Here is a 22,796-nt window from a genome sequence, read left to right as displayed (position 1 = left end):
GAGCGGTCGCGGCGGGAAACCACCGCGCCAGTGGCTCTGCGGAACGGAATCGATGGCGGCACCTCACCGAAACGCGTGGAAAACACTTCCACCGTGAGCGCTCCCGCGGTCCTCGGCGCTGTCGCACGTCCGGCATCCGCGTCCACGACCGTGATCGCGCCCTCGCCAGACCACAACCAGACGAAGGGACACGACGCAGCATGAGGTCCGGCCCCCGTGAGTGACACGCCCGCCGCTCCCGCTGCCGGCGGCGTGCAGGACGAGGAGTCCTCCGGAGGCTCCCGGTTCAGGCCGCGTGTCGCCGCCACGGCGGTGGCGTTGCAGTTCCGCGCCGCGCCGGTGGGCGCCTGGGCGCTGCTGGTCACCACGGTCGCCGGCGGCGTCGCCCCGGCGGCCGTCGCCTGGTGCGGCAAGCTGCTGTTCGACGAGATCGGCCGCGGCCACGACGCCGACCCCTGGCGGGCCGGAGGACTGGCCGCCGCCATGGGCATGGCCGGCGTGGTCATGGCGGCCATGGCGCAGGCCACCGGGTACCTGGACGACCTGGTCCGCCAACGGCTCGCCGTGGCCGTCGAGCGCCGCCTGTTCGCCAAGGTCAACGAGTTCCGGGGGCTGCGCCGGTTCGAGGACCCGGCGTTCCACGACCGGCTGCGGCTGGCGACGCAGGCGTCGACGGACGCGCCCCACAACATCACCGGCTTCTGCCAGCAGGCCGTCCAGGCGCTGGCGCAGACGGGCGGCTTCCTGGGCGTGCTGCTGGCCGTCTGGCCTCCGATGGCCGTCCTGCTGCTGGCCTGCGGCGCGGCGTCCCTGGTGTCCCGGCTCGCCCTCGCCCGCCGCCAGATCGCGGTCGCCGAGAGCGTGTCCGGCCGGTACCGGCGGCAGTTGTTCTACCGGTCGCTGCTCACCGACCCGCGCGCCGCCAAGGAGATCCGCCTGTTCGGACTCGGCGGGTTCCTGCACGGCAGGCTGGTGGAGGCGATCGGTTCGGCGTCGGCGGCCGAGCTCGCCGTCAAGCGCCGCGGCGCCCTCGCCCAGACCGGCTACGCGGTGCTCAACGCGGTCGTGACCGGCACCGGCATCGTCATCGTCGCGGTCGGCGCGGCCCACGGCCGGTTCTCGGTCGGCGACGTCTCCCTCTTCGTCGCCGCCACGGCGGGCATCCAGGGCGCCTTCACGGGCGTCGTCGTCCAGGCGGGGATGGCGGCCGAGGCGGTCCGGCTGTTCGGCCACTACACCGACCTCATGGAGCTGCCGGACGACCTGCCGGCCGGATCCGCGCCGGTGCCGCGGTCATCCGGGCGGGTGGAGTTCCGCGACGTCTGGTTCCGCTACGACGAGGACGGCCCGTGGATCCTGCGCGGCGTGGACCTCGTCCTCCCGGCGGGCGCGGCCGTGGGCCTGGTCGGCCGCAACGGCGCGGGCAAGAGCACGCTGGTGAAGCTGCTGTGCCGGTTCTACGACCCCGACCGGGGCGCGATCCTGTGGGACGGCACCGACCTGCGCGACCTGGACGTCGAGGAACTGCGCGCCCGCATCGGCGTGACCTTCCAGGACTACCTCACCTACGACTTCACGGCGCAGGACAACATCGGCATCGGCGACCTCCCGCACCGCGAGGACGGCGACCGGGTGCGCGCCGCCGCCCGGCTCGCCGGGATCGACGACGAGCTGGCGGCGCTCCCGCACGGGTACCGCACCCAGCTCAGCCGCGTCCACCTCGACGACGACCAGGACGGAGAGCGCGGCGTCACCCTGTCGGGCGGACAGTGGCAGCGCGTCGCGCTCGCCCGGTCCCTGATGCGCTCGGACGCCTCCCTGCTGATCCTGGACGAACCCAGTTCCGGTCTGGACGCCGAGGCCGAGCACCGTGTCCACCGCACCCTCGCCGAGCACCGCGCCGGACGCACCGGCCTCCTCATCTCCCACCGGCTGGGCGCGCTCCGGGAGGCCGACACGATCGCGGTGCTGGCCGACGGACGCATCGCCGAGACCGGCACCCACGACGAGCTGATGCGGCGCGGCGGGCACTACGCCACCCTGTTCACCCTCCAGGCGGCGGGCTACCGCGACGAGCCCGCCGACCTGGTCGAGACGGAGACGATCCCATGACCCTCCCCACCGCCGGACGCGTGCTGCTGACCGTCTCCGCCGGCGGCCTCGGGACCGCCCTCACCGTCCGCCTGCTGCGCCGCCGCTTCACGATGGTGCGCGTCCAGGGCGGCAGCATGGCCCCCACGTACGCCGACGGCGACCGCCTGCTCGTCCACCGCACCACGCGCGTCCGGACGGGCGACGCGGTGGTCTTCGACAACCCCGTGACCCCGCCGGGCCACATCCCGGACCCGCCGTGGATGGTCAAGCGGGTGACGGCCCTGCCCGGCGACCCCGTTCCGGCGGACGTCCGCCCGGCGGTGTCCGCGGACACGAACACCCGCGTCCCGCCAGGCCACCTCGTCGTCCGTGGCGACGCCGACCGCAGCCAGGACTCCCGCCACTTCGGCTACGTCCCCGCCGCCTCGATCATCGGCGTAGTCCTCCGCCCCTGACACAGGCCCCCGCCGATCAGCCGCCTTCGCGATGGCCCTGACCTCCGGACGCACCTTCCAGCTCAAGCGGATCCATCGCCCCCTGGCACGCCGCTCCGGAAGAAGTCCTCCAGATCCGCTGCCAGACCGGCGAGTTGCTCACCCGCCTCAAGGATGAACTCGACACCCACGCTCCACAGTGGCCCGCCGCACCAACCCCGGCCATAACGCCGGGCCGTCCACCCGAGCCGGACGTGCCCGCCAGAGCGCCACGTGGCCGCGAGCGCGAGCGTGTCCTCCAGCGAGCGCCACAACCGCTCGCCCTCCCAGCCGCGGAAGTCCGCGGCCAGATCCGCCACGAACTCGTCCAACCCATCACCCTGGCCGGTCACGATGGAGAACTCCGCATCCAGCCCTTCGGCGCTGATCCCCACCCGGAACCCGCCGATGTAGGGGTCGTCCTGCTGGTAGTCGAACAGCCGAAGGGAGCGCTCCGGGGCTGCGGAGCCGAGACGGACTTCGACCATGTCGCGCATTGTCACGGGCGGCGCGCCAGCCGGTCGACCGATTATCGGGCGCGCCCGTCCGATGGACGACTCCGCGCGCCCGGGCCGACGGGGTCGGTCAGCCGATCGGTGGAGCGAGGTACTCCAGCGCGTAACCGTCGCCAGAGGGGGTCACGCGGGCGATGCCGGGTGAGTCGAGGTGGGCGCCGGCCACGAAGTGGTGCGGGCGCGCCAGTCGTTCCAGAAGCCCTGCGCGCGCCGCACGGGCCTGGGACTGGTCGCCGTCGAGCTCCCAGGACACCTTCGGCCGGGCGAACTGCAGCGTGGGAACGTGAACGGTGTCGCCCCAGACGAGAAGGCGACCGGCGCTGCTCCTGAACTCGTAGACGGTGTGCCCGGGGGTGTGGCCCGGTGCCGGAACGGCGGTGGACCAGTCATTGATCGCGGCCTCCTCCACCACGGGGACGACCCGTTCGCGTAGCGGTTCGAGCCGCCCTGTGAACACCGAGGTGTCCCCCGCGCCGATCCACACGCGCTCCAGCTTGGTGAACGCCTCCGAGCCGTCCGGCGCGACCAGGCCGCTCACGTGGTCTTCGTGATTGTGGGTGATGGCCACATCGGTGATCTGCGCGCGATCGACGCCCGCCTCGTCGAGCGCGTCGTAGATCAACCCCATGGTGGGGTCGTGCCAGATGTTGGACGCGCCGGTGTCGACGAGAACCGATCGCGTGCCGTCGGTGACGAAGAAGGCGTTGACCGCCAGCCGCAGGTTGTCGCCGACCAGCGGAACGGCGGCCGGCAGCTCATCGAGCGGGCACCCGTCCTCGTCGCGGAGCCGTGTCGGCGGCATGTCGATGTAGCCGTCGCGCAGCGAGACCACCTGGAGCTCGCCGAATTCGAACGTGGCGTGAAGCCGGTCACTCGAGAGCAAACGCATGGAACCTCCGTCATGGGGGACGCCGCAGCGCCCGTCTCCCAAAGGAGACTACACGTCTTCTTTAGAAGAAACACTACACTTGCGCGGCGAGGTCCCCATCGATCGAGGAGCACGGTGGTCGAGCAAGACGGAAACCCGGCCGGCCCGCAGCACGGCGACGACCTGGCCGGAGCGTTCGGCGGCAACGTGCGGCGACGCCGCGAGGAGGCGGGGCTGACGCTGGAGCAGTTGTCCACGCGCTCGGCGGTCAGCCGGGCGATGCTGTCCAAGGTCGAACGCGGCGAGAAGAGCCCGACGATCGGCATCGCGTCCAGGATCGCCCACGCGCTCAACGCGTCGCTCTCGGACCTGATCGGCGCACCGGCCGCCGCCGCGTCCAGCGTGGCCATCACCATGCGCAAGAAGGACCGCCCCGTCTTCCGCGACCCGGAAACCGGCTTCGAGCGGCACATGGTCTCAGCGGCCCCCGGCGCCGGCGGAGCCGAGATGATCGTCCATCACCTCCCCGCGCAGGTCTCCACCGGGCTGCTGCCCGCGTATCCGCCGGGCACGGAGAAGCAGCTCGTGGTGCTCCAGGGCACCCTGACCGTCGCGATCGGCGGGATCACGGAGACCCTGGAGACCGGCGACTCCATGTTCCTCCAGGCCGACGCGGACCACGGCTTCGCCAACCGGACGAACGCCCCGTGCGAATACATCATGGTCATCTCGCGCAGAACCTGACCGGCCGAACCTCACACAGCCGCGGCCTCGCTCACCGAAAGCACGGCGACACACTCTGCGCGGATCCCCAGGGGAGGTCTTCAAGGGGCGAGGGGGTCGGCAGGCCGCGATCCGAAACTCCTCGTCCAACGGCTCGGTCAGACGTTCAGGAGAGGGCGGGCGGCCGATGAGGAAGAGCGCCGCGAGCACTTCCTCCAGAAGCTCTCGCCGAGCAGAGGCGCGACATGCTTCTCAGTCCCATCCGGTGCTTCCCGACCCCGATGACAACGGGCCGACAAACAATCAAGGGCCTGACCGGGATTTCTCCCGATCAGGCCCTTGACCTGCAATCACGCGGTGGAGCTGAGGGGATTTGAACCCCTGACCCCCTCGATGCGAACGAGGTGCGCTACCGGACTGCGCTACAGCCCCGCGGACGTGACTAGGTTAGCGCACTTTGGCACAGCCCCGCGGACGTGACTAGGTTAGCGCACTTTGGCAGTGCTTCGCGCGCCGGAAAACCGGCGCACCGGCTGAGACGCCGGCCCCCGGCCCGGCTCCGGCCCGGAGGGCACGGGAGCGGCCGAAACAGCCGCAGGCGGCCCCGGCCGCCGGGACAGTCGACGGCAAGGGACGGCCCGCACGGTCAGCAACACAGGACCGCCCGCACGGTCAGCAACACAGGACCGCCCGCACGGTCAGCGGCACAGGACCGCCACTGACGGCCGTAGGACACAGGAGGACGGGCCGGGCGAGGCCATGAAGCCAACCGCCGACAGCAGCAGGCACAGGATGAGCACAGATGGCCGCAGAGCACACGGAACCTCAGAGGGGGCACGGGTGTCGGCTGGAGTGAGGAGGCCTCCGGAAACGCCCTGGCGAGGGGTCAGGGCTACTCGCCGACGGCGCGGCGGTCCTCGGTGGTGGGGGCTTCCTCGGCGTACTGGTCGAAGACCTCGTCCTCCGGGCGGCCGACGAACTCCAGCACCTCGGCGGACGGTTCGGGGATCTCCTGGGCGATCTCGGCCTCGGCGCGCTCGGTCGCCAGGCGTTCGGCCTCCAGGCGGGCGGCCTCGGCCTCCTGCCGGGCGCGCGCCTGGTCCATCTGGACGGCGACGCGGAGCAGTGTGAGGTGTCCCACGAGGAGCAGGACGGGCGGCGGGGTGATCCACCAGGGGGCGAGCCCCACGGCGGCCACGGTGACGGCCGTCAGGACGAGCAGGGTGAGGCCGACCGTCCTGCGACGGCGGCGGGCGATCACGGCGGCGCGTCCGGGACGGCGGTGGACGGACGGTTCGGCGACCTCCACGTCGCCCGGCTCGCTCCCGGCCGTGACATCCGGTTGGGGCGAGGAGGGTTCTTCTGGGTCGATCAGCTCGTCGTCCTCGGGGAGATGCTCGCGGACCTGGTCGGTGTCGAGTTCCACGCCGTCCTCGTCCGGACGCTTGTGGAGGAGGCGGGAGATGCCCGTCGCCTCGCTGTCGCGGCGGAGCCACATCGGCACGAGGACGACCGCCCAGACGGCGACGATGGCGAGATAGAGGAAGGCGCTGCTCACCGGCTCACCGCCGGGAGGAGCCGTTCCCGGGCACGGCCGGATGACGAGCCGACTTTCGGCGCGCGCACGTGCATTGGGAACAGGGTCACGCCACGCACGGTACGAGTCGGTGTCAGAGGTTGACGAGTATTAGGGGCGGTGTGTCGCGAGATCGATCTCGCGGTTACTCTCTGTTTGCCGGGCCTTCTCTTCCGGAGGATTCTTACGAGAGGGTGTCCGCCCGTTTCTCTCCGCCCCGGACGCCTCAGGAGGGAGAGCGGGGAAATGCCTGCTTGGCGGCTGCCAGCCAGCGGGTCCGCAGGCCGCCGGGCACGTCCTCGACGGTCAGCGCGTAGCAGATGTGATCACGCCAGGCGCCGTCGATGTGCAGTTGGCGGCGCCGAATTCCCTCTTCCCGGAATCCGAGCTTTTCGACGACCCGGCGGCTCGCGGTGTTCTCCGGGCGAATATTGGCCTCCACCCGGTGCAGCCCGACGGTGAAGAAACAGTGGTCGACGGCGAGCGCGACGGCCGTCGGAATGACGCCGCGACCGGCGACCTGCCGATCCACCCAGTAGCCGATCTGGGCGGAACGGGCCGAACCCCACACGATCGCGCCAATGGTGAGCTGTCCGGCGAAGTTCCCCTCGTAGGTGACCACCCAGGGCAGCGCGAGCCCCTGCCTCGCCTCGCGCCGCATGGTGTGGACCATGCTGACGTACGGGCCGAGGCCGGTGCGGAACAGCGGCGTCTCGGGGTTGGTCGGCTCCCACGGCCGCAGCCAGTCGGCGTTGCGGACCCGCAGGTCACGCCAGACGGCCGCGTCGCGATGCCGTAGCGGACGCAGCCCGACCGGGCCCTCGCTCAAGGTGACCGGCCACCCACGCATCCGTTCCACGGCTCCCATGATTCCCCGGACGACGGTTCGGACGCCATCAATTGTCCCTGACAAATGGATCCGTCCGCCGACCCGGCCCCGATATGAGCCCGCCTCCCCTACCTCCCGCGACACCCTCGCCGCCGTCGGGGGCCCGCCCGGAAGCCTCTTCGCCATTCCGAGGAGCGGCGAACCTCAGACGAACCCATCCCCGCAGGTCAGGGCGTTGAAGCCGACGTCCGGGACTTTCCACGTCGGACGAACCGACTCGGAACCGTAGCAAGGACGCGTCGAGAGAACCCGGCGGGCCACGGCAGAAGCGGCGATTGGCCGGGATGGGCCGTCCCACCCCAGTGAGCAACCCCACTCCCACCCGAGCAGTCATCTCGGACGCACCGGAGCGCCCCAAATGACGATTCCGCCCCTCCCCATCCCCAGAAAGGGCGAGCGCCGCCCAGGGGATCAGGTCGCGTGGAGGACGTGGAGGAGGCGGGTGACCTCGGCCGCTACGGCGTCGCGCGCCGGCCCCGCGTATTTGCGCGGGTCGACCATGGCCGGGTCGTCGTCGAGGACGCGGCGCAGTTCGGCCGTGTAGATCTTGTTGAGCTGGGTCGCGATATTGATCTTGGTCATGCCGCTTCCGACGGCCGCGGTGAGCGTCTCGTCCGGAACCCCGGACGACCCGTGGAGGACGAGCGGGACCGGCACCGCCGCACGAAGCTCGGCGATCAGCCCGAGATCGAGGACCGCGTCGCGGGTGAGCATGGCGTGCGAGTTCCCGACCGCCACCGCCAGGGCGTCCACCCCCGTGGCGGCGGTGTAGGCGGCGGCCTCCGACGGCTTGGTGCGGGCTCCCGGCGCGTGCACGCCGTCCTTTCCGCCGACCTCGCCGAGTTCCGCCTCGACCCAGACGCCTCGCTCATGGCACCAGTCGGTGATCGACGCAGTCGCGGCCACGTTCTCGTCGTAGGGCAGCGTGGACGCGTCGTACATCACCGATCCCACGCCCAGACGCACCGCCTCGCGGACGAGGTCGGCGGACGTCGCATGATCGAGATGGACGGCCACGGGCACGGTGGCGGCCCGCGCGACCGCGAGCGTCCCGGCCAGGATCGGCTCCAGCGCGCCGTGGTATCGGACACAGTTCTCGCTGATCTGGATGATCACGGGCGCGCCGGCGGCCTCCGCGCCGCGGACGATCGCGACGGCGTGCTCAAGGTGGATGACATTGAACGCGCCAACACCGCGCCGAGCGAACGCACCGCCACCAAGCCCAGCGGACGCAACACCCACACGCCCCGCCAACTCGGCACTGCCCCACCCAACCGACGCCGCGCCTCCATGCCCAACAGCCGCAACACCCGCATGCCCAGCCGACTCGACACTGGCACGCCCAGCCGACGCCGCATCCACACCACCACTCGACGCGGCACCCGCACCACCACTCGACGCGGCACCCGCACCACCAGCGGACGCCGCGCCCGCATGCCCAGCGCCCACAGCACCCGAACGTCCAGCCGTCGTCGCCTCGGCACGCCCAGCCGGCGCGGCATCGCCACGCTCAGTGGACCCGGCACCTCCCCGCCCAGCCGCCGCGCCATCAGCACCTCCAGCCGACTCGCCACCCCCATCACCAGCGGACACGGCCCCTGCACGCCCAGCGGACGCAACGCCAGCGCGCCCAGCGGACGCGGTGCCGCCGCGCCCAGCGGACCCGGCACCCGCACCACCAGCAGACTCGGCCCCTGCACGCCCAGCGGACCCGGCACCCGCACCACCAGCAGACTCGGCCCCTGCACGCCCAGCCGACTCGGCGCGAGTGCGCCCAGCCGATTCCGCGTCGGCGCCGACGCGCCCAGCGGACCCGGGACCCGCGTCGGGCGAGGACACGGCGCCGGCACCTCCAAAGGACGTGGCGGCGGCACGCTCGGCGGATGTGGCGGCGGCGACGATCTCGCCGGCTCCTACGAGGGGCATGAGAGTCCTTCGATCACGATTTCGGGGAGGAGACGGACGTACAGGTCGGGGTCGAAGTCGCCGGCGAGGGGTGCGGCGACGGCCGCGGCGGACAGCGCCACCGCGTCCCTCAGCAGCTCGTCCCAGGGGAGGCCGAGGGTCAGCGCGCGGGCGGTGGCGGCGACGGCCGCGTCGCCCGCGCCCGTCGGGTTTCCGACGACGGCCTCCGGTGGAGCGGCCCACTGGACGCCCTCGCCGGTGACGGCGAGCATGCCGTCCGCGCCGAGGGACACCAGCACGTTGCCGGCGCCGGCGACTCGCAACGCCTCGGCCCGCCCGACGACTTCGGCGAGCATGGGACGTCCGCCCTTCGCTTCCCCCGCACCCGCGACCGGCTCGGCGACCGCGGCGACGGTCGCGCGTCTCAGCTCCTCAGCGTTGGGTTTGACCACGTCGGGGCGCCCCTGGACACCCTTCGTGAGGGTCATGCCGTCCGCGTCGAGGACGACCTGCCCCGTCACTCGGCGCGCAAGTTCGGCGTACGCGTCCTCCGGAACGCCGGGAGGGAGGCTTCCGGAAAGGACGACGACGGCTGCGGACGCGGCGAGCGTGTCGAAGCGTTCGAGGAAGGCCGACCACTCGTCCGGCCGGACATGCGGCCCGGCCTCGTTCAGGACGGTCGCCTCGCCGCTTCCGGTCTCCACGACCGTGAGCGTCCGGCGGGACGTCCCCGAAACGGCCGCGAAGTCGTGGGTGAGCCCCGCCTGTTCCAGATCGTCCCGGATGAGCTCGCCGACCACCCCGCCGAGCAGGCCTGTCGCGGTGACGTCGCAGCCGAGGGCGGCGGCGATCCGCGCCACGTTCAGCCCCTTGCCTCCGGCCCTTTGGCGGACGGTTCGGACGCGGTGCGATCCGCCCCGCTCCCAGGCGTCCACCTCGTAGGTGACGTCGAGTGCCGCGTTCGGGGTGACGGTGAGGATCATCGCCATCGCCCGTCCTTCATGACCCGGTCGACGGACCAGCCGTCACCGAGGACGACCAGGTCGGCGCGCTTGCCGGGCTCCAGCGACCCGACCTCCCGGTCGAGCCCGAGGGCGCGGGCCGGGGTCAGGGACGCGGCGCGCGAGGTGTCCTCCAGCGAGACGCCCACGACGTCGATCGTCCGGCGGAACGCGTCCGCCATGGTGATGGTGCTTCCCGCGATGGACGTGCCGTCCTCGAGCGTCGCGCGTCCGCCGGAGACGGTGACCGTCATGACGCCGAGGCGGTAGCTGCCGTCGCCCATCCCCGCCGCTCCCATCGCGTCGGTGATGAGGGCGACCCGGTCCGGCGCGGCGGCGAACACGAGCCGCGCCACAGCGGGCTCGACGTGCACGCCGTCATTGATCAACTCGACGACGACCCGTTGATCGCCGAGTGCCGCACCCACGGGTCCACCCTCGCGGTGGTGCAGGGGCCGCATTCCGTTGAACAGATGCGTGGCGACTCGCGCCCCCGCCTCGATCGCCTCCCGGACACACGCGCCGGTCGCGTCGGTGTGCCCCACGGCCGCGATCACACCTGCCTGAACGGCGTCCTGGACGAGCTCCAGTGCTCCTGGCAGCTCGGGCGCGAGCGTGACCATGCGGACGTGTCCGCGCCCCACCTCGACCAGGCGGGCGAACTCGTCCCGGTCCGGCTCTCGCAACAAGGCCGGATCGTGCGCGCCGCACCGGCCGAGCGCCAGGTAGGGGCCTTCCAGGTGAATTCCGGCGACCAGCCCCTCGTCGGCGATGTCGGCAAGCCCGGCGACCCCGTCCAGCAGTGCGGTGGGCGAATCGGTCACGAGACTCGCGATGGTGGTGGTCGTCCCGCACCCCAGGTGGTACTCGGCAACCCGCCGAGCCTCGTCCGGACGCCCGGACTGGTACGACGCCCCGGCGCCGCCATGAACGTGCATGTCGACGAACCCGGGAACGACATACCGTCCTTCCAGATCCTCAACGACGTCCCGCTCCACCGCCGCCTCCGCGACGCCCGCACTCTCAGCACCTACACCCGCGGCGCCCGCACCCTCAGCACCCGCGCCCCCGGCGCCCGCACCTACACCCGCGGCGCCCGCACCCTCAGCCCTCGCCGCCTCAGTAACCGCTCCCTCAGCGCCCGCGCCCATGGCGCCCGCACCTACACCCGCGGCGCCCGCACCCTCAGCCCTCGCCGCCTCAGTAACCGCGCCCTCAGCACCCGCGCCCACGGCGCCCCCACCTACACCCGCGGCGCCCGCACCCTCAGCCCTCGCCGCCTCAGTAACCGCGCCCTCAGCGCCCGCGCCCACGGCGCCCCCACCTACACCCGCGGCGCCCGCACCCTCAGCCCTCGCCGCCTCAGTAACCGCGCCCTCAGCGCCCGCGCCCACGGCGTCCGCACGCTCAGCACCTACGCCCTTGGCACGCGCACCCACGGCGCCCGCACGCTCAGCACCTACACCCTTGGCACCCGTTCCCTCGGCTCCCGCAACCTCAGCACTCGCTCCCTTGGCGACCGCCGTAGAGGGGGACGGTGGGAGTTCTCGCTCGCCGATCGCCGGGCTCCCCGAGCGGGGAAGCTCGACGCCGCGCGCTGTCACCTCGCCGCCGGTGTCCGCTGGGGGCGTGCCAGCCCCCGCAGCGACGATGCGGTCACCTTGAATGCGGAGCCATCCGTGCATGACCCCGTCCGGGAACACGAACCGTCCATTGATCAACGTCAGCACGACACGGACTCCCACCCGGCCATCGATTCGGACACCGCTCCCGCAGCAACGACGGCCCCCGAAACGCCTCCATTTGAAACCGCCCGCCACCTGCTCCGGGAACCCACTTCGAGTTCACGCCTCACCGGACGAGTCGTCCGCCTCTCGACCTCGCCCGGAGCGTCCATCTCGACCTCGGTTCCGGCCATGACTTCGGTCTCGGTCTCGGTCTCAGCCTCGGACCCGGTTCGGCGCGCGGGACGAGAGCGCATCAGCCGAGGATCACTGAGCGGGTCAGATTGCGCGGGGTGTCCGGGTCGTGACCGGCACGGAGGGCGAGGTGCAGGGCGAGACGCTGGACGCGCACCAGTTCGGCGAGCGGGTCGAGCGGGCTGACGAGCATGGTGCCGCCGACACCCGCGACCTGGTCGGCGAGGCCGGGCGGCGGGTCGCCGAGCATCCACGCCACCCGTCCCGGACCCGTGATCGCGATGGGGCCGTGCCGGTACTCCATGGCCGGGTAGGACTCGGTCCACGCGGTTGCGGCCTCGCGCATCTTCAGCGCGGCTTCGTGGGCCAGGCCGACCGTCCAGCCGCGCCCGAGGAAGGTGAACTGCTCGGCCGCGAGCGCCGCTTCGGGGAGCGGTTCCGCCAGTGCGACTTCCGCATCCGCGATGGCGCGATCGAGGTCTTGCCCCAGGTGGGCGCGCAGGAGGACGAGCTGACTCGTCGCAAACCGGGTCTGGACGACCGAACGCTCGTCCGCGTAGTCGAGCACGATCAGCTCGTCCGCGGCCGTCATCACCGGCGTGGACGGATCAGCGGTGATGGCGACGGTGGGCAGGTCGGTGCGGTCGAGGAGCTCCAGCACCTCGGTCGTGGTCCCGGACCGGGTGAGCGCCAGCACGCGGTCGTAACGCCGGCCGAAGGGGAACTCGGAGGCGGCGAACGCGTCCGTCTCCCCCTGCCCGGCGGCCTCGCGGAGCGCGGCGTACGCCTGGGCGATGAACCAGGACGTGCCGCACCCGACGACGGCGACCCGCTCGCCCGGACGCGGCAGCGCGGCGGCGGCACCGTCCGCCACGTCGCTCACGGCGCGCCGCCACAGGTCCGGCTGCGAGCCGATCTCGGCCGCGGTGTGGTTCCCCGTCATGACGACCTTCCCCCACTCGATGCTCATTAATGCTCGTTTCTTATCTCAAGCAGACACAAAGTAACAAGGCCGCGCACAGCTAGACTCCCCTGCGTGACCCGTCACGAACGCTTGAACGCGCTGCTGGAACTGCTCGCCGACGCCGGGCAGCTGAGCGTCGAGGAGGCCGCCGCGCGCATGGCGGTGTCGGCCGCGACCATCCGGCGCGACTTCGACGAGCTGGCCCAGCAGCAGATGCTCACCCGGACCCGCGGCGGCGCGGTCGCCAACAGCGTCAGCTACGACCTCCCCCTCCGGTACAAGACCGCGCGGCACGCTTCCGAGAAGCAGCGCATCGCCGCCGCGACCGCGGGGATCGTCCCGCCGGGCGCGATCATCGGCCTGAACGGCGGCACCACCACGACCGAGGTCGCCCGCGTCCTCGCCACCCGGCCGGACCCCGGCGGTGGCCGCCCCGCGCTCACGATCGTGACGAACGCCCTCAACATCGCCAGCGAACTGGCCGTCCGCCCGCACGTGAAGATCGTCCTCACCGGCGGTGTGCCGCGCCCCCAGTCCTACGAACTGACCGGCCCGCTGGCCGCGGGCATCTTCGACCACGTCACCCTCGACGTCGCCGTCCTCGGCGTCACCGGCGTCTCCCCCCAGCACGGCGCCACCTGTCCGAACGAGGACGAGGCCGCCGTCAACCGCCTCCTCGCGGACCGCGCCGACCGCGTGGTGGTCGTCGCCGACGGCTCCAAGGTCGGACGCCGTGACTTCGCCCGCATCTGCGACACCACGACGATCGACACCCTCGTCACGGACGACACCCTGACCGACGAGGCCGCAGCCGCCTTCACCGAAGCCGGCGTCGAAATCATCCGCACCTGACCCGAGCCGAGCCAATGCCCCAACCGCCAAGCCCAAGCCGAATCTCAGAAGCTGCCCAACACTGCCTCCCGAGAGCTCACCTTCAGCACCTCCCGATCACCCGCCACTAGCCGTCGGCAAGCTGCGGCAAGCCGTGAGAGCTGCTCTCCTCGGAAACCCGCTGGCGTGCCACCCAATGCCATGCCGTGGCCTGACGCGCCATGCCGTGGCCTGGCGCGGCGTGGCGCGGCGCGACCTGACGTGGCGTAGCGTGCCATGCCGTGGTGTGCCATGCCGTGGTGTGCCATGCCATGGTGTGCCATGCCGTGGTGTGCCATGCCGTGGTGTGCCATGCCGTGGTGTGGCATGCCGTGGTCATGCCGTGGCGTGACGCGGCGCGGCGCGGCGTGACATGGCGTGACGTGGCATGCGTGACATGGCATGGTGCGAGACACCGTGACGTGACGCCTGCGGCGGGACGAACCCGGCCAGCGGGCTGAAGTCCCCCCAGTAGCCGTGGTCGCCGACCTCGCAGACCAGGTCCGCGCCGTCCCTCCACAACCGCACCCCGACCGGCGGGACGCCGTGTCGCAGTGCGCTGGGGCTTCTCCCTTGCCCCGTGCCGTCTTTGGCTACAGGTAGAAGATGCGGTCGGCGTTCGCCTTGAGGAGTCGGGCGTTGTGGCCGGTGCCTCCAGGGAGGTTGACGGAACGGAAGACGGGTGGGGTGAGCCCCCGGGCGAGAAGGCGTTCGATGATTGCGGCGGTCAGTGCCTGGAGCATGGCGGTGACGACCACACCGGACGCGGCACAGAAAGCCTCCGGGACGCCCGGGTCGCTGAGCACCGCGTCCCCGACGGGAACGTGGTTGTCCAGGACGATGTCGGCCACCTCGGCCAGGCGGGTGCCGTAAGCACGGGACGTCACCGCCATGACGGTCACTCCACGTGCGACTGCCAGCTCGGCGAGTTCCACCGGAAGCGCGTTCCGTCCGGAGACCGAGACCACGATCAGGACGTCGCCTCGCCGAACCCGACTGTTCTCCAGCAGCACCGACGCGTACCCCGGCAACCGTTCGAGCTCCGTGCCGAGGGTGGCGGGCCGGGTCTCGACCCCGCCGAGGCCGGGAGCGAGTAGCGGGTTGACCAGCATCAGGCCGCCCGCGCGGTAGACGATGTCCTGCACCGGAAGCGCCGAGTGCGAGCTGCCGAACGCGAACAGTCGGCGTCCCGCGGCCAGCGCCTCCGCCGTCGTCTCTGCCGCCGCGCCGATTCGTTCCCGCTCCGCGTCGCGGACGGTGCGCAGCAGTTCGGTGACCGCGTCGAAGTACGCGTCGCTCATCCCGCTCACACCGGCATGGTCCGTCGTTCCGGCCGACTCGTGAACCCTCTGTGATGTCCATGTCCACGAGCCTAGAAAGCCGCCGACCCTACCGAAAGCTCACCGCCGAACTGTGGACAACTCCGCGTTTCCGCAGGTCAAGAGGCAGGTCGCGGGTGATCCCCACCGGCGATCTGGTCGACGGCGTGGGCAAGGACCGGGGCCAGTACCGCCATCCCGTCCCGGACTCCACCGGTCGAGCCGGGGAGGTTGACGATCAAGGTCCGACCGGCGGTTCCGGCCAGCCCGCGCGACAGGATCGAGGTGGGCACGGTGTCCCTGCTGACGGCGCGGATGGCCTCCGCGATGCCCGGAATCTCGCGGTCCAGGACGCGCCGGGTCATCTCCGGGGTGTGGTCGGTCGGAGTGAGCCCCGTCCCGCCGGTCGTCACGACGACGTCGTATCCCTCGGACACCGCCTCCCGCAGAGCCGCCTCGACCGGTTCGCCGTCGGGGACGACGCGCGGACCGTCCACCTCGCACCCGGCCTCGGCGAGCAGCGCGACCAGCACCGGGCCGGACTTGTCCGCGTACACACCGGCCGAAGCCCGGTTCGAAACGGTCACCGCCAACGCGCGGATCATCGAGCGCCCTCCTCTGCGGACCTTCAGCGGGCGGAGCCGGTGTCGCGGCGCCAGCGGCCGGTCTTGCCTCCGGTCTTCTCCTCCACGCGCACGTTGGTGATGACGGCGGACGGATCGACGGCCTTCACCATGTCGATCAGCGCCAGCGCCGCGACGGTGACGGAGGTGAGGGCCTCCATCTCCACGCCGGTGCGGTCGGCCGTCCGGACGAGCGCCTCGATCGCCACGCCGTCGTCCTCGACGGACAGCTCCACCTCGACGCCGTGCAGCGCGATGGGGTGGCAGAGGGGGACGAGGTCCGGGGTGCGCTTGGCGCCCATGATGCCCGCGATCCGGGCGACCGACAGGGCGTCCCCCTTGGGGACCGCGCCCGCGCGCAGAGCCGACACGCACGCGGGCGACAGCCGGACGAAGCCGGTCGCGGTCGCGGTGCGCGTGGTCACGGACTTGGCGGACACGTCCACCATCCGGGCCGCGCCCTTGGCGTTCAGGTGGGTGAACCCGCTGAACTCCGATCCCATGGTCATGACGGCAGCCTCATCACCTCGACGTTGGATCCCGCGGACGCCAGTTCGACGTCCTCGGGCAGGACGATCAGCGCGTTGGCCGAGGCCAGCGAGCTCATCTGGTGGGAGCCCTGCCCTTCGGCGGGCGACACCGTGTAGCCGCCCGGGCCGTAGCTCAGCCGCGCGCGCAGATGGTGGCGGATGCCCGCGGGCGACTTGAGGTCACGGTCCAGTACGGCCGTGACGGTCGGCAGCGGTTCGGGTGGCAGGCCCTGCATCGCGCGTAGGGCGGGCCGGACGAACACTTGGAACGACACATAGGCGCTGACCGGATTGCCAGGCAGCGTGAACACGGGCGTACCGTGCAGCAACCCGAACCCCTGCGGCTTACCGGGACGCATAGCGACTTTGTGGAACTCCACGCTGCCGGTACCGGTGAGGACTTCCTTCACCACGTCCCTCGTGCCCATGGACACGCCGCCGGACGTGACGATCGCGTCCGCGCGCATGAGCTGGTCCTCGATGGTCTCCAGGACCTTGTCGGGTTCGTCCCCGACGGTGCTCTGCCGGTAGCCGAGGCCGCCCGCCTCGATGACGGCGGCGGTGAGCATGAAGCTGTTGGAGTCCCAGATCTGCCCCGGCGCGAGCGGCGAGCCGGGCTCGCGCAGCTCGCTGCCGGTGGACAGGACCACCACGCGCGGACGAGGCCGGACGAGTGCGTGGGACCGTCCGACGGCCGCCACCATGCCCAGCTGCGTGGCGCCCAGCCGCGTCCCGGCGGACGCCACGACCTGCCCCTCGCGGACGTCCTCGCCGGCCCGGCGGATGTAGTGCCCCGAGGGCGCCGAACGGTTGATCCGGACGGTGGTGCCGCCGCCGTCGGTCCATTCGACCGGGATGACCGCGTCCGCTCCGGCGGGCAGCGGCGCGCCCGTCATGATGCGGGCGGTGAGCCCGGGACGGATCGCGGCCACACCGCCGTCACCTGCGACGATGTCCCCGATGACGGGTAGCGTGGCCGGCGTCTGCGCGGACGCGTCCGCGATGTCGGACGCCACGACCGCGTAGCCGTCCATCGCCGAGTTGTCGAACGGCGGCAGCGGCACCGGGGCGGTGACGTCCTCCGCGAGCACGCCGCCGCGCGCTTCGAGAAGCGCGAGGTCCAGCGGCGGCAGCACCGGCACGGCGGCCAGGATGTCCGCCAGGTGCTCATCGACCGTTTTCATCGTCCGTCCTTCCGGCGGCTCGTCACGCGTGGTCCGTGGTCCAGCGGAACGTCACGCGTCCTTCGCGGCGTCCGCGGCGTCCTGCGCGCGCACGAACTCGCGCAACCAGGCCATGAACTCGGCGGACAGGTCCTCGCGCTCGGAGGCGAACTGCACGACCGTCCGCAGGTACTCGAGCTTGTTGCCGGTGTCGTAGCGGCGGCCGCGGAACTTCACGCCGTAGACGCCGCCGCCCTCTTCGGCGGACGTGTCGGCGAGGGTGCGCAGCGCGTCGGTGAGCTGGATCTCGCCCCCGCGCCCGGGCGGGGTCTTCTCCAGCACGTCGAAGACGGCCGGGTCGCAGACGTAGCGCCCGATGATGATCCAGTTGCTCGGCGCCTCGTCGCGCGCGGGCTTCTCGACGAGGTCGGTGATCCGGACGACGTCGTCCTCGCCGGTCGCCTCGATCGCGGCGCAGCCGTAGGCGGAGACCTGGTCGGGCTCGACCTCCATCAGCGCCACGACGCTGCCGCCGAACCGCTCGCGGACCTCGATCATGCGCTTGAGCAGCGGGTCGCGGGCGTCGATCATGTCGTCGCCGAGCAGCACGGCGAACGGCTCGCGGCCCACGTGCTGGCGCGCGCAGTACACCGCGTGGCCGAGGCCGCGCGGCTCGCCCTGCCGGACGTAGTGCATGATCGCCAGGTCCGCGGACTCGCGGACGGACGCGAGGCGCTCGTCGTCGCCCTTGGCGTTCAGCGCCTCCTCGAGCTCGTACGCGCGGTCGAAATGGTCCTCGATGGAACGCTTGTTGCGTCCTGTGACCATGAGCACGTCCGAGAGTCCCGCGTCCACGGCTTCCTCGACGACGTACTGGATCGCAGGTTTGTCGACGATGGGCAGCATTTCCTTGGGGGTCGCCTTGGTGGCGGGCAAGAATCGGGTCCCGAGCCCTGCCGCCGGAACGACGGCCTTGCGTACAGGTGCGAAGTCGGCCATGTAGAGACCCTAGTCATCGTGAAGGACCACAGCGTGCACGACATCCGTTCCAAAGCCGCACTGCGGGCTGAACTCCTGGCCAACCGCGCGGAACTGTCCGCTGACGTCCGTTCGGCGGCGGGACGTTCCCTTCGAGACACTTTGTTGGAGGTGCCGGAGGTGGAGATGGCCGGGACGGTCGCCGCCTACGTCTCGCTCGCCTCCGAACCCGATACCCAAGGACTGCTGTTCGCGCTGTGGAAACGCGGCACTTACGTGCTCCTCCCCCGTGTTCTTCCCGACGGCGAACTCGACTGGGCCTCCTACGAAGGGCCGGATTCGCTTACGCCCGGCAAGTTCGGCCTACTGGAACCGACCGAGCCCGCGCGCGGCGTAGAGGCGATCGCCAGCGCGGACGTCGTCCTCGTGCCCGCGCTGGCCGTGGACCGGACGGGTGTTCGCCTTGGTCGTGGCGGTGGTTCCTATGACCGCGCCCTCGCGCGCGTGAGCCCGGCCGTCCTTTCGGTGGCGCTCCTCTACGAGGGCGAACTGGTGGACACCCTGCCGTGCGAGCCGCACGACCAGCGCGTCCGGGCGGCCGTGACGCCGGAGTCAGGGCTTCACCTGCTGCGAGGCGCCAATTAGGGTGGCCCCGCACACGGAGATCTGTCGGCCGCTTCGGTTCGCTGTGTCTCCGCCTCGGCGTGTGGGTCGCCGGGACGGGGTTCTACTACGCGGTCGTCCGTCCAGGCTGTGCCGACGTGCGCGCGCATGAGGCGGACACAAAGGCGGGTCGGTGAAGGCGTGTAAACGGACGAGGCGGGCAGGCAGGCAACAGCAGGCGGGCGCGCACGAGACGGACGCACGTCGGCTGGGTGTCAGGACGTTCGCGTCAGTGGCGTTCGCGTCAGTGGCGTTCGCGTCAGTGGCGTTCGCGTCAGTGGCGTTTGTGTCGGGACGTCGCGATACCGACGGCTGCAGGCGGGCAGCCATGGTCGGACGCGGCCGGACGAGCGGGACGGGTAAACGCGGTGGGACGGGCGCTCCGACAGGGCGGCCCCTGACCGGAGTCGGTCCCGTCCACATGCGGCGTCCGTCGTAGGGCCCTCAGGCTCTGGCGGCGTCCCGGCGCTGACGGATCCTCGTGCGCACGCGACCGGTCATGGGTGGGAGAAGGGACGGCGAGGTCGGGATGACGACACCGTGGAACGTGCTGGCGCTGGCGCCCTTGGGCGAGGACATCGTCCGGGGGCTGTTCGCACCGCTGGGGGACGCAGTCGAGGTCTCGTTCCCGGCCTCGCGCGACCGCGCGGGGCTGCTGGCCGCGATCGCGGAGGCGGAGGTCGTCATCTCCGACTTCTCCGGTGAACTCTCCCTGGACGCCGAGGCCGTGGCGGCGGCTCCCCGGCTGTCGTTCGTCCAGTTGCCGCAGGTCGGCTCGGACAACGTCGACGTCGAAGCGCTCACCCTGGCGAACATTCGCGTCGCCAACACGGCCGGGGTCAACGCGCGCGCGGTCGCCGAATGGGCTCTCGGCGCCGCATTCACGCTCTGCCGCGGTCTGGCATGGGCGGACCGTGCCGTCCGTGCCGGTGACTGGCCGCAGATGGAAATGCTCGTGCGCGGGGGACGCGAGCTCCACACGCAGCGCGTCGGCATCGTCGGTTACGGAGCGATCGGTTCGGAGGCCGCGCGGCTGTTCTCGGCCCTCGGCTGCCCGGTGTCCTACTGGACGCGCCGCCCCCGTCCGCAGGCGCCCGCAACCTTCCGCGAACTGGACGACCTGCTGGCGCACTCCGACATCCTGGTGGTCGCCCTGCCGCTGACGGACGAGACCCAGGGGCTGCTCGACGAGGCCAAGCTCGCCCTCCTCCCGCCCCGCGCCCTGCTGATCAACATCGCCCGCGCGGGCATCGTCCCCGAGGACGGCCTCCTGGCGGCGCTCGACTCGGGTCACCTCGCGGGCGCCGCGGTCGACGTCTTCGAGACCGAGCCGCCGCCCGCCGACCACCCCCTGCGCGCGCACGAGAGCGTCCTGCTGTCCCCGCACGCGGCGTGGGCCACGACGCACGCGCAGATCAACAGCGCGGTCGTCATCCAGGACAACGTGCGGGCGGCCGTGGAGGGCCGTCCGGTCCGGAACGTGATCAACGATCTGCCGCCCAAGATCGAGCGGCGGTAGCCCGGCCGCCGTCCCCGAGATCTTCGAACGCCCAGGTCAGCGGGATTACTGAACGCCCGTTATGCAATTGATGTACGCATTGCATAGGATCTCTTAACGATCACCTGGGCGAAAGGTGGGATGTGCAGCTCGACCTCTGGCTACTCCTCGGATCCACTCTCATACTCTGCGCGATCGTCGCGGTGCGCTTGTCCACAAGCGCGGGGCTCCCCACCCTCCTCGCCTATCTGGGCCTGGGGCTGCTGATCGGCGAGTCCGGCCTCGGCCTCCGCTTCGACAACGCGGAGCTCGCGGAGGTCCTCGGCCTGGCGGCCCTGGTCCTCATCCTCGCCGAGGGCGGAATCACCACCGACTGGCAGAAGGTGCGCTCCTCGGTGCCCGCGGCGCTGTCGGTGTCCACCCTCGGCACCCTGGTCAGCATCGGCGTCGTCGCGGTCGCCGCCGCGTGGACGCTCGACATGAACTGGCGGCTGGCGTTCCTCCTCGCCGCCGTCCTGGCCCCCACCGACGCCGCGGCGGTGTTCTCGGTACTGCGGCGACTACCGCTCCCCTCGCGCCTGACGGGCCTCCTGGAAGCCGAATCGGGCTTCAACGACGCCCCGGTCGTGATCGTCGTGGTGACGCTCAGCGCCGCCAAGGCCGCGGGCCACGCGCCCAACCTCGTCGAACTCGCCGGCGTCATGGTCTACGAGCTGGCCGTCGGCGGCCTCATCGGCTTCTCCGTCGGCTGGGCCGGCGTCTACATGCTGCGGCGGATGGCGCTCCCCGCGTCCGGCCTCTACCCCATCGCGGTGCTGTCCATGACGGTCGGCTCGTACGGGGCGGCGAACCTGCTGCACTCCAGCGGCTTCCTGGCGGTCTACGTGAGCGCGCTGGTGCTGGGCAACGCCCGCCTGCCGCACCGTCCGGCCACCCGCGGTTTCGCCGAGGGCATCGCCTGGCTGGCCCAGATCGGCCTGTTCGTCATGCTCGGACTGCTGGCCTCCCCGGCCGACCTCCCCGCGCAGATCGTCCCCGCCCTGGTGATCGGCTTCGTCCTGCTGCTGGTGGCGCGCCCGCTGTCGATCATGATCTCGACGATCGGGTTCAACTTCAGCCTCGGCGAGAAGCTGTTCGCGTCCTGGGCGGGCCTGCGCGGCGCCGTCCCGATCGTCCTCGCCACGATTCCCATGGTGAAGGACGTCCCGGGCGCCGACCGGCTGTTCGCGATCGTCTTCACCGTCGTGGTCCTGTTCACCCTCCTCCAGGGGCCGACCCTGCCCCTGGTGGCCCGCTGGTGCCGGTTGAAGGACGACTCGCGCGCACGCGAGCTGGGCGTCGAAGCCGCCCCCCTGGAAGAACTCCACGCCGACCTGCTGGAAGTCCGGATTCCGGACGACTCCCACCTGAACGGCGTCGAGATCTTCGAACTGCGGTTGCCGCAAGGGGCGTCGATCACCCTGGTGGTGCGGGACGGCCAGAGCTTCGTCCCGGAACCCACCACCACCCTGCGCGCGGGAGACACCCTCCTGGTCGTCACCACCGCGGAGGTCAGGCAGCTCGCGGAACGCCGCCTGCGTGCGGTGAGCCGCCGGGGCAAGCTCGCGGGCTGGTTCGGCGAAACGGGGGTTTAGCGGGAGCCGGTCGAACGCGAAGAGGGGCCAGAGGCGCTTCTGAGCTGGGGATTCGTCCGTCACGAGCGGACACGCGACCGGCGCTGGGAACAGATCGGTTGCGAATCCTGTTCAGTACATCGGTACCATTAGCAGTCATCTACGGTGAGTGCCAGTCCGGAACCCCCGGTCTGAGGCAACAAGGAGGGACCGTGCCGACGTATCAGTACGTTTGCACCGAGTGTGGCGAGCCCTTGGAGGTCGTGCAGAAGTTCAGCGACGACGCGCTGACCGAGTGCCCGGCATGCGGCGGCAAGCTTCGCAAGGTCTTCTCAGCCGCCGGGATCATCTTCAAGGGCTCGGGCTTCTACCGCACCGACAGCCGGGGCGGATCGTCCTCGACGGTCAGCACCCCGGCGAACGGCAAGGCGTCCGGCAACGGCTCGTCGGACGGTTCTTCCTCGACGGCGTCCTCCTCGGACTCCTCGTCGGCTTCCTCCTCCTCGGCCACGTCTTCGTCCAGCAGCGGCTCGACGTCGTCCGAGAAGGTCGCCTGACCGCCGGCGGTTCTTCTTCGACTTCCCGGCAGCCGGGGTCCTCGCGCACGCGAGG

21 protein-coding genes, 1 tRNA gene and 1 pseudogene are annotated in these 22,796 nt (G+C 71.4%); 8 read left to right on the top strand and 15 right to left on the bottom strand.

Annotation, left to right across the window (positions count from 1 at the left end; translation table 11 throughout):
• Nucleotides 1–216 precede the first annotated feature (216 nt).
• Nucleotides 217–2,112: an ABC transporter ATP-binding protein gene (locus tag DZF91_RS00795; protein ID WP_199486318.1), complete on the top strand. Its 1,896-nt coding sequence runs from the start codon at nucleotides 217–219 to the stop codon at nucleotides 2,110–2,112.
• Entirely contained in the window at nucleotides 2,109–2,549 is a 441-nt protein-coding gene (locus DZF91_RS00790; RefSeq protein ID WP_117355597.1) for a S26 family signal peptidase, read from the top strand. The genes DZF91_RS00795 and DZF91_RS00790 overlap by 4 nt, the downstream gene beginning before the upstream one ends.
• 62 nt (nucleotides 2,550–2,611) lie before the next feature.
• Here DZF91_RS00790 and DZF91_RS00785 read toward each other — a convergent pair whose 3' ends face one another.
• Both DZF91_RS00785 and DZF91_RS00780 read right to left on the bottom strand, forming a co-directional pair.
• On the bottom strand, nucleotides 2,612–3,055 hold the full coding sequence (locus DZF91_RS00785) for a DUF6228 family protein (RefSeq protein WP_147340924.1): 444 nt from the start codon (nucleotides 3,053–3,055) through the stop codon (nucleotides 2,612–2,614).
• Between the two features lie 97 nt (nucleotides 3,056–3,152).
• Nucleotides 3,153–3,971, bottom strand: a complete 819-nt coding sequence (locus DZF91_RS00780; RefSeq protein ID WP_117355595.1) for an MBL fold metallo-hydrolase — start codon at nucleotides 3,969–3,971, stop codon at nucleotides 3,153–3,155.
• A 114-nt stretch (nucleotides 3,972–4,085) separates the two neighbouring features.
• On the opposite strand from DZF91_RS00780, the gene DZF91_RS00775 reads away from it, so the two are divergent.
• The gene (locus tag DZF91_RS00775) at nucleotides 4,086–4,694 is read left to right on the top strand and encodes a helix-turn-helix domain-containing protein (RefSeq protein WP_117355594.1); all 609 of its coding nucleotides are present in this window, start codon (nucleotides 4,086–4,088) and stop codon (nucleotides 4,692–4,694) included.
• A 337-nt stretch (nucleotides 4,695–5,031) separates the two neighbouring features.
• Here DZF91_RS00775 and DZF91_RS00770 read toward each other — a convergent pair.
• The 7 genes from DZF91_RS00770 to DZF91_RS00740 form a co-directional block, all read right to left on the bottom strand.
• A tRNA-Ala gene (locus DZF91_RS00770) sits at nucleotides 5,032–5,105 on the bottom strand.
• Nucleotides 5,106–5,565: 460 nt separating this feature from the next.
• Nucleotides 5,566–6,231, bottom strand: coding sequence for a divisome protein SepX/GlpR (sepX, locus tag DZF91_RS00765; protein WP_117355593.1), 666 nt, complete (start codon nucleotides 6,229–6,231; stop codon nucleotides 5,566–5,568).
• 244 nt (nucleotides 6,232–6,475) lie between these two features.
• The gene (locus DZF91_RS00760; protein WP_117355604.1) at nucleotides 6,476–7,099 is read right to left on the bottom strand and encodes a GNAT family N-acetyltransferase; all 624 of its coding nucleotides are present in this window, start codon (nucleotides 7,097–7,099) and stop codon (nucleotides 6,476–6,478) included.
• A gap of 450 nt (nucleotides 7,100–7,549) precedes the next feature.
• On the bottom strand, nucleotides 7,550–8,380 hold the full coding sequence (locus DZF91_RS41620; RefSeq protein ID WP_235833969.1) for a class II fructose-bisphosphate aldolase: 831 nt from the start codon (nucleotides 8,378–8,380) through the stop codon (nucleotides 7,550–7,552).
• A 671-nt stretch (nucleotides 8,381–9,051) separates the two neighbouring features.
• On the bottom strand, nucleotides 9,052–10,032 hold the full coding sequence (locus tag DZF91_RS00750; protein WP_235833967.1) for a 1-phosphofructokinase family hexose kinase: 981 nt from the start codon (nucleotides 10,030–10,032) through the stop codon (nucleotides 9,052–9,054).
• Nucleotides 10,023–11,195 (bottom strand): N-acetylglucosamine-6-phosphate deacetylase, encoded by a 1,173-nt coding sequence (gene nagA, locus DZF91_RS00745; RefSeq protein ID WP_117355602.1) that lies wholly within the window; start codon nucleotides 11,193–11,195, stop codon nucleotides 10,023–10,025. The genes DZF91_RS00750 and nagA overlap by 10 nt, the downstream gene beginning before the upstream one ends.
• Before the next feature lie 829 nt (nucleotides 11,196–12,024).
• Nucleotides 12,025–12,933, bottom strand: a complete 909-nt coding sequence (locus DZF91_RS00740) for an SIS domain-containing protein (RefSeq protein WP_235833964.1) — start codon at nucleotides 12,931–12,933, stop codon at nucleotides 12,025–12,027.
• Nucleotides 12,934–12,999: 66 nt separating this feature from the next.
• On the opposite strand from DZF91_RS00740, the gene DZF91_RS00735 reads away from it, so the two are divergent.
• Nucleotides 13,000–13,779 carry a DeoR/GlpR family DNA-binding transcription regulator gene (locus DZF91_RS00735; protein WP_117355591.1) on the top strand — a complete coding sequence of 260 codons (780 nt, stop codon included), beginning with the start codon at nucleotides 13,000–13,002 and terminating at the stop codon, nucleotides 13,777–13,779.
• Nucleotides 13,780–14,390: 611 nt separating this feature from the next.
• Here the strand turns inward: DZF91_RS00735 and DZF91_RS00730 are convergent.
• The 5 genes from DZF91_RS00730 to galU form a co-directional block, all read right to left on the bottom strand.
• Nucleotides 14,391–15,098, bottom strand: coding sequence for an SIS domain-containing protein (locus DZF91_RS00730; RefSeq protein WP_117355590.1), 708 nt, complete (start codon nucleotides 15,096–15,098; stop codon nucleotides 14,391–14,393).
• Between the two features lie 137 nt (nucleotides 15,099–15,235).
• Nucleotides 15,236–15,721: a MogA/MoaB family molybdenum cofactor biosynthesis protein gene (locus DZF91_RS00725; protein ID WP_117355589.1), complete on the bottom strand. Its 486-nt coding sequence runs from the start codon at nucleotides 15,719–15,721 to the stop codon at nucleotides 15,236–15,238.
• 23 nt (nucleotides 15,722–15,744) lie between these two features.
• Nucleotides 15,745–16,248, bottom strand: coding sequence for a cyclic pyranopterin monophosphate synthase MoaC (gene moaC, locus DZF91_RS00720; RefSeq protein ID WP_199486317.1), 504 nt, complete (start codon nucleotides 16,246–16,248; stop codon nucleotides 15,745–15,747).
• The gene (glp, locus tag DZF91_RS00715) at nucleotides 16,245–17,453 is read right to left on the bottom strand and encodes a molybdotransferase-like divisome protein Glp (RefSeq protein WP_117355587.1); all 1,209 of its coding nucleotides are present in this window, start codon (nucleotides 17,451–17,453) and stop codon (nucleotides 16,245–16,247) included. Before glp ends, moaC begins: the two co-directional genes overlap by 4 nt.
• Nucleotides 17,454–17,504: 51 nt before the next feature.
• Nucleotides 17,505–18,431, bottom strand: coding sequence for a UTP--glucose-1-phosphate uridylyltransferase GalU (galU, locus tag DZF91_RS00710; protein WP_117355586.1), 927 nt, complete (start codon nucleotides 18,429–18,431; stop codon nucleotides 17,505–17,507).
• An 18-nt stretch (nucleotides 18,432–18,449) separates the two neighbouring features.
• Here galU and DZF91_RS00705 point away from each other — a divergent pair, with 18 nt between their 5' ends.
• The 4 genes and pseudogenes from DZF91_RS00705 to DZF91_RS43025 form a co-directional block, all read left to right on the top strand.
• Nucleotides 18,450–19,055 (top strand): 5-formyltetrahydrofolate cyclo-ligase, encoded by a 606-nt coding sequence (locus DZF91_RS00705; protein ID WP_235833962.1) that lies wholly within the window; start codon nucleotides 18,450–18,452, stop codon nucleotides 19,053–19,055.
• Between the two features lie 547 nt (nucleotides 19,056–19,602).
• The gene (locus DZF91_RS00700; RefSeq protein WP_117355584.1) at nucleotides 19,603–20,592 is read left to right on the top strand and encodes an NAD(P)-dependent oxidoreductase; all 990 of its coding nucleotides are present in this window, start codon (nucleotides 19,603–19,605) and stop codon (nucleotides 20,590–20,592) included.
• A gap of 122 nt (nucleotides 20,593–20,714) precedes the next feature.
• A complete protein-coding gene (locus DZF91_RS00695; RefSeq protein WP_117355583.1) occupies nucleotides 20,715–22,205 on the top strand; it encodes a potassium/proton antiporter in 1,491 nt (496 codons plus the stop codon).
• Between the two features lie 191 nt (nucleotides 22,206–22,396).
• Nucleotides 22,397–22,537 (top strand): annotated as a pseudogene (locus tag DZF91_RS43025) (FmdB family zinc ribbon protein); the annotation flags it as partial.
• 14 nt (nucleotides 22,538–22,551) lie between these two features.
• Here DZF91_RS43025 and DZF91_RS43020 read toward each other — a convergent pair.
• On the bottom strand, nucleotides 22,552–22,796 hold a 245-nt coding region (locus DZF91_RS43020; protein ID WP_407920861.1), incomplete at its 5' end, for a hypothetical protein.

The sequence above is a fragment of the Actinomadura logoneensis genome, from assembly GCF_003428695.1.
GTDB lineage: Bacteria > Actinomycetota > Actinomycetes > Streptosporangiales > Streptosporangiaceae > Spirillospora > Spirillospora logoneensis.
Note: the sequence above shows the minus strand (reverse complement) of the source record. Positions and strands in the feature narration are given on the sequence as shown.

What these genes read in the sequence shown, in the direction of transcription:
- nagA (WP_117355602.1), bottom strand. Translation starts at nt 11,195, where the DNA reads ATGGGCGCGGGCGCTGAGGGAGCGGTTACTGAGGCGGCGAGGGCTGAG.
- DZF91_RS00790 (WP_117355597.1), top strand. Translation starts at nt 2,109, where the DNA reads ATGACCCTCCCCACCGCCGGACGCGTGCTGCTGACCGTCTCCGCCGGC.
- DZF91_RS00725 (WP_117355589.1), bottom strand. Translation starts at nt 15,721, where the DNA reads ATGATCCGCGCGTTGGCGGTGACCGTTTCGAACCGGGCTTCGGCCGGT.
- DZF91_RS00780 (WP_117355595.1), bottom strand. Translation starts at nt 3,971, where the DNA reads ATGCGTTTGCTCTCGAGTGACCGGCTTCACGCCACGTTCGAATTCGGC.
- DZF91_RS00730 (WP_117355590.1), bottom strand. Translation starts at nt 15,098, where the DNA reads ATGAGCGACGCGTACTTCGACGCGGTCACCGAACTGCTGCGCACCGTC.
- DZF91_RS00750 (WP_235833967.1), bottom strand. Translation starts at nt 10,032, where the DNA reads ATGGCGATGATCCTCACCGTCACCCCGAACGCGGCACTCGACGTCACC.
- DZF91_RS00760 (WP_117355604.1), bottom strand. Translation starts at nt 7,099, where the DNA reads ATGCGTGGGTGGCCGGTCACCTTGAGCGAGGGCCCGGTCGGGCTGCGT.
- DZF91_RS00785 (WP_147340924.1), bottom strand. Translation starts at nt 3,055, where the DNA reads ATGGTCGAAGTCCGTCTCGGCTCCGCAGCCCCGGAGCGCTCCCTTCGG.
- moaC (WP_199486317.1), bottom strand. Translation starts at nt 16,248, where the DNA reads ATGACCATGGGATCGGAGTTCAGCGGGTTCACCCACCTGAACGCCAAG.
- DZF91_RS00740 (WP_235833964.1), bottom strand. Translation starts at nt 12,933, where the DNA reads ATGAGCATCGAGTGGGGGAAGGTCGTCATGACGGGGAACCACACCGCG.
- glp (WP_117355587.1), bottom strand. Translation starts at nt 17,453, where the DNA reads ATGAAAACGGTCGATGAGCACCTGGCGGACATCCTGGCCGCCGTGCCG.
- DZF91_RS00700 (WP_117355584.1), top strand. Translation starts at nt 19,603, where the DNA reads ATGACGACACCGTGGAACGTGCTGGCGCTGGCGCCCTTGGGCGAGGAC.
- galU (WP_117355586.1), bottom strand. Translation starts at nt 18,431, where the DNA reads ATGGCCGACTTCGCACCTGTACGCAAGGCCGTCGTTCCGGCGGCAGGG.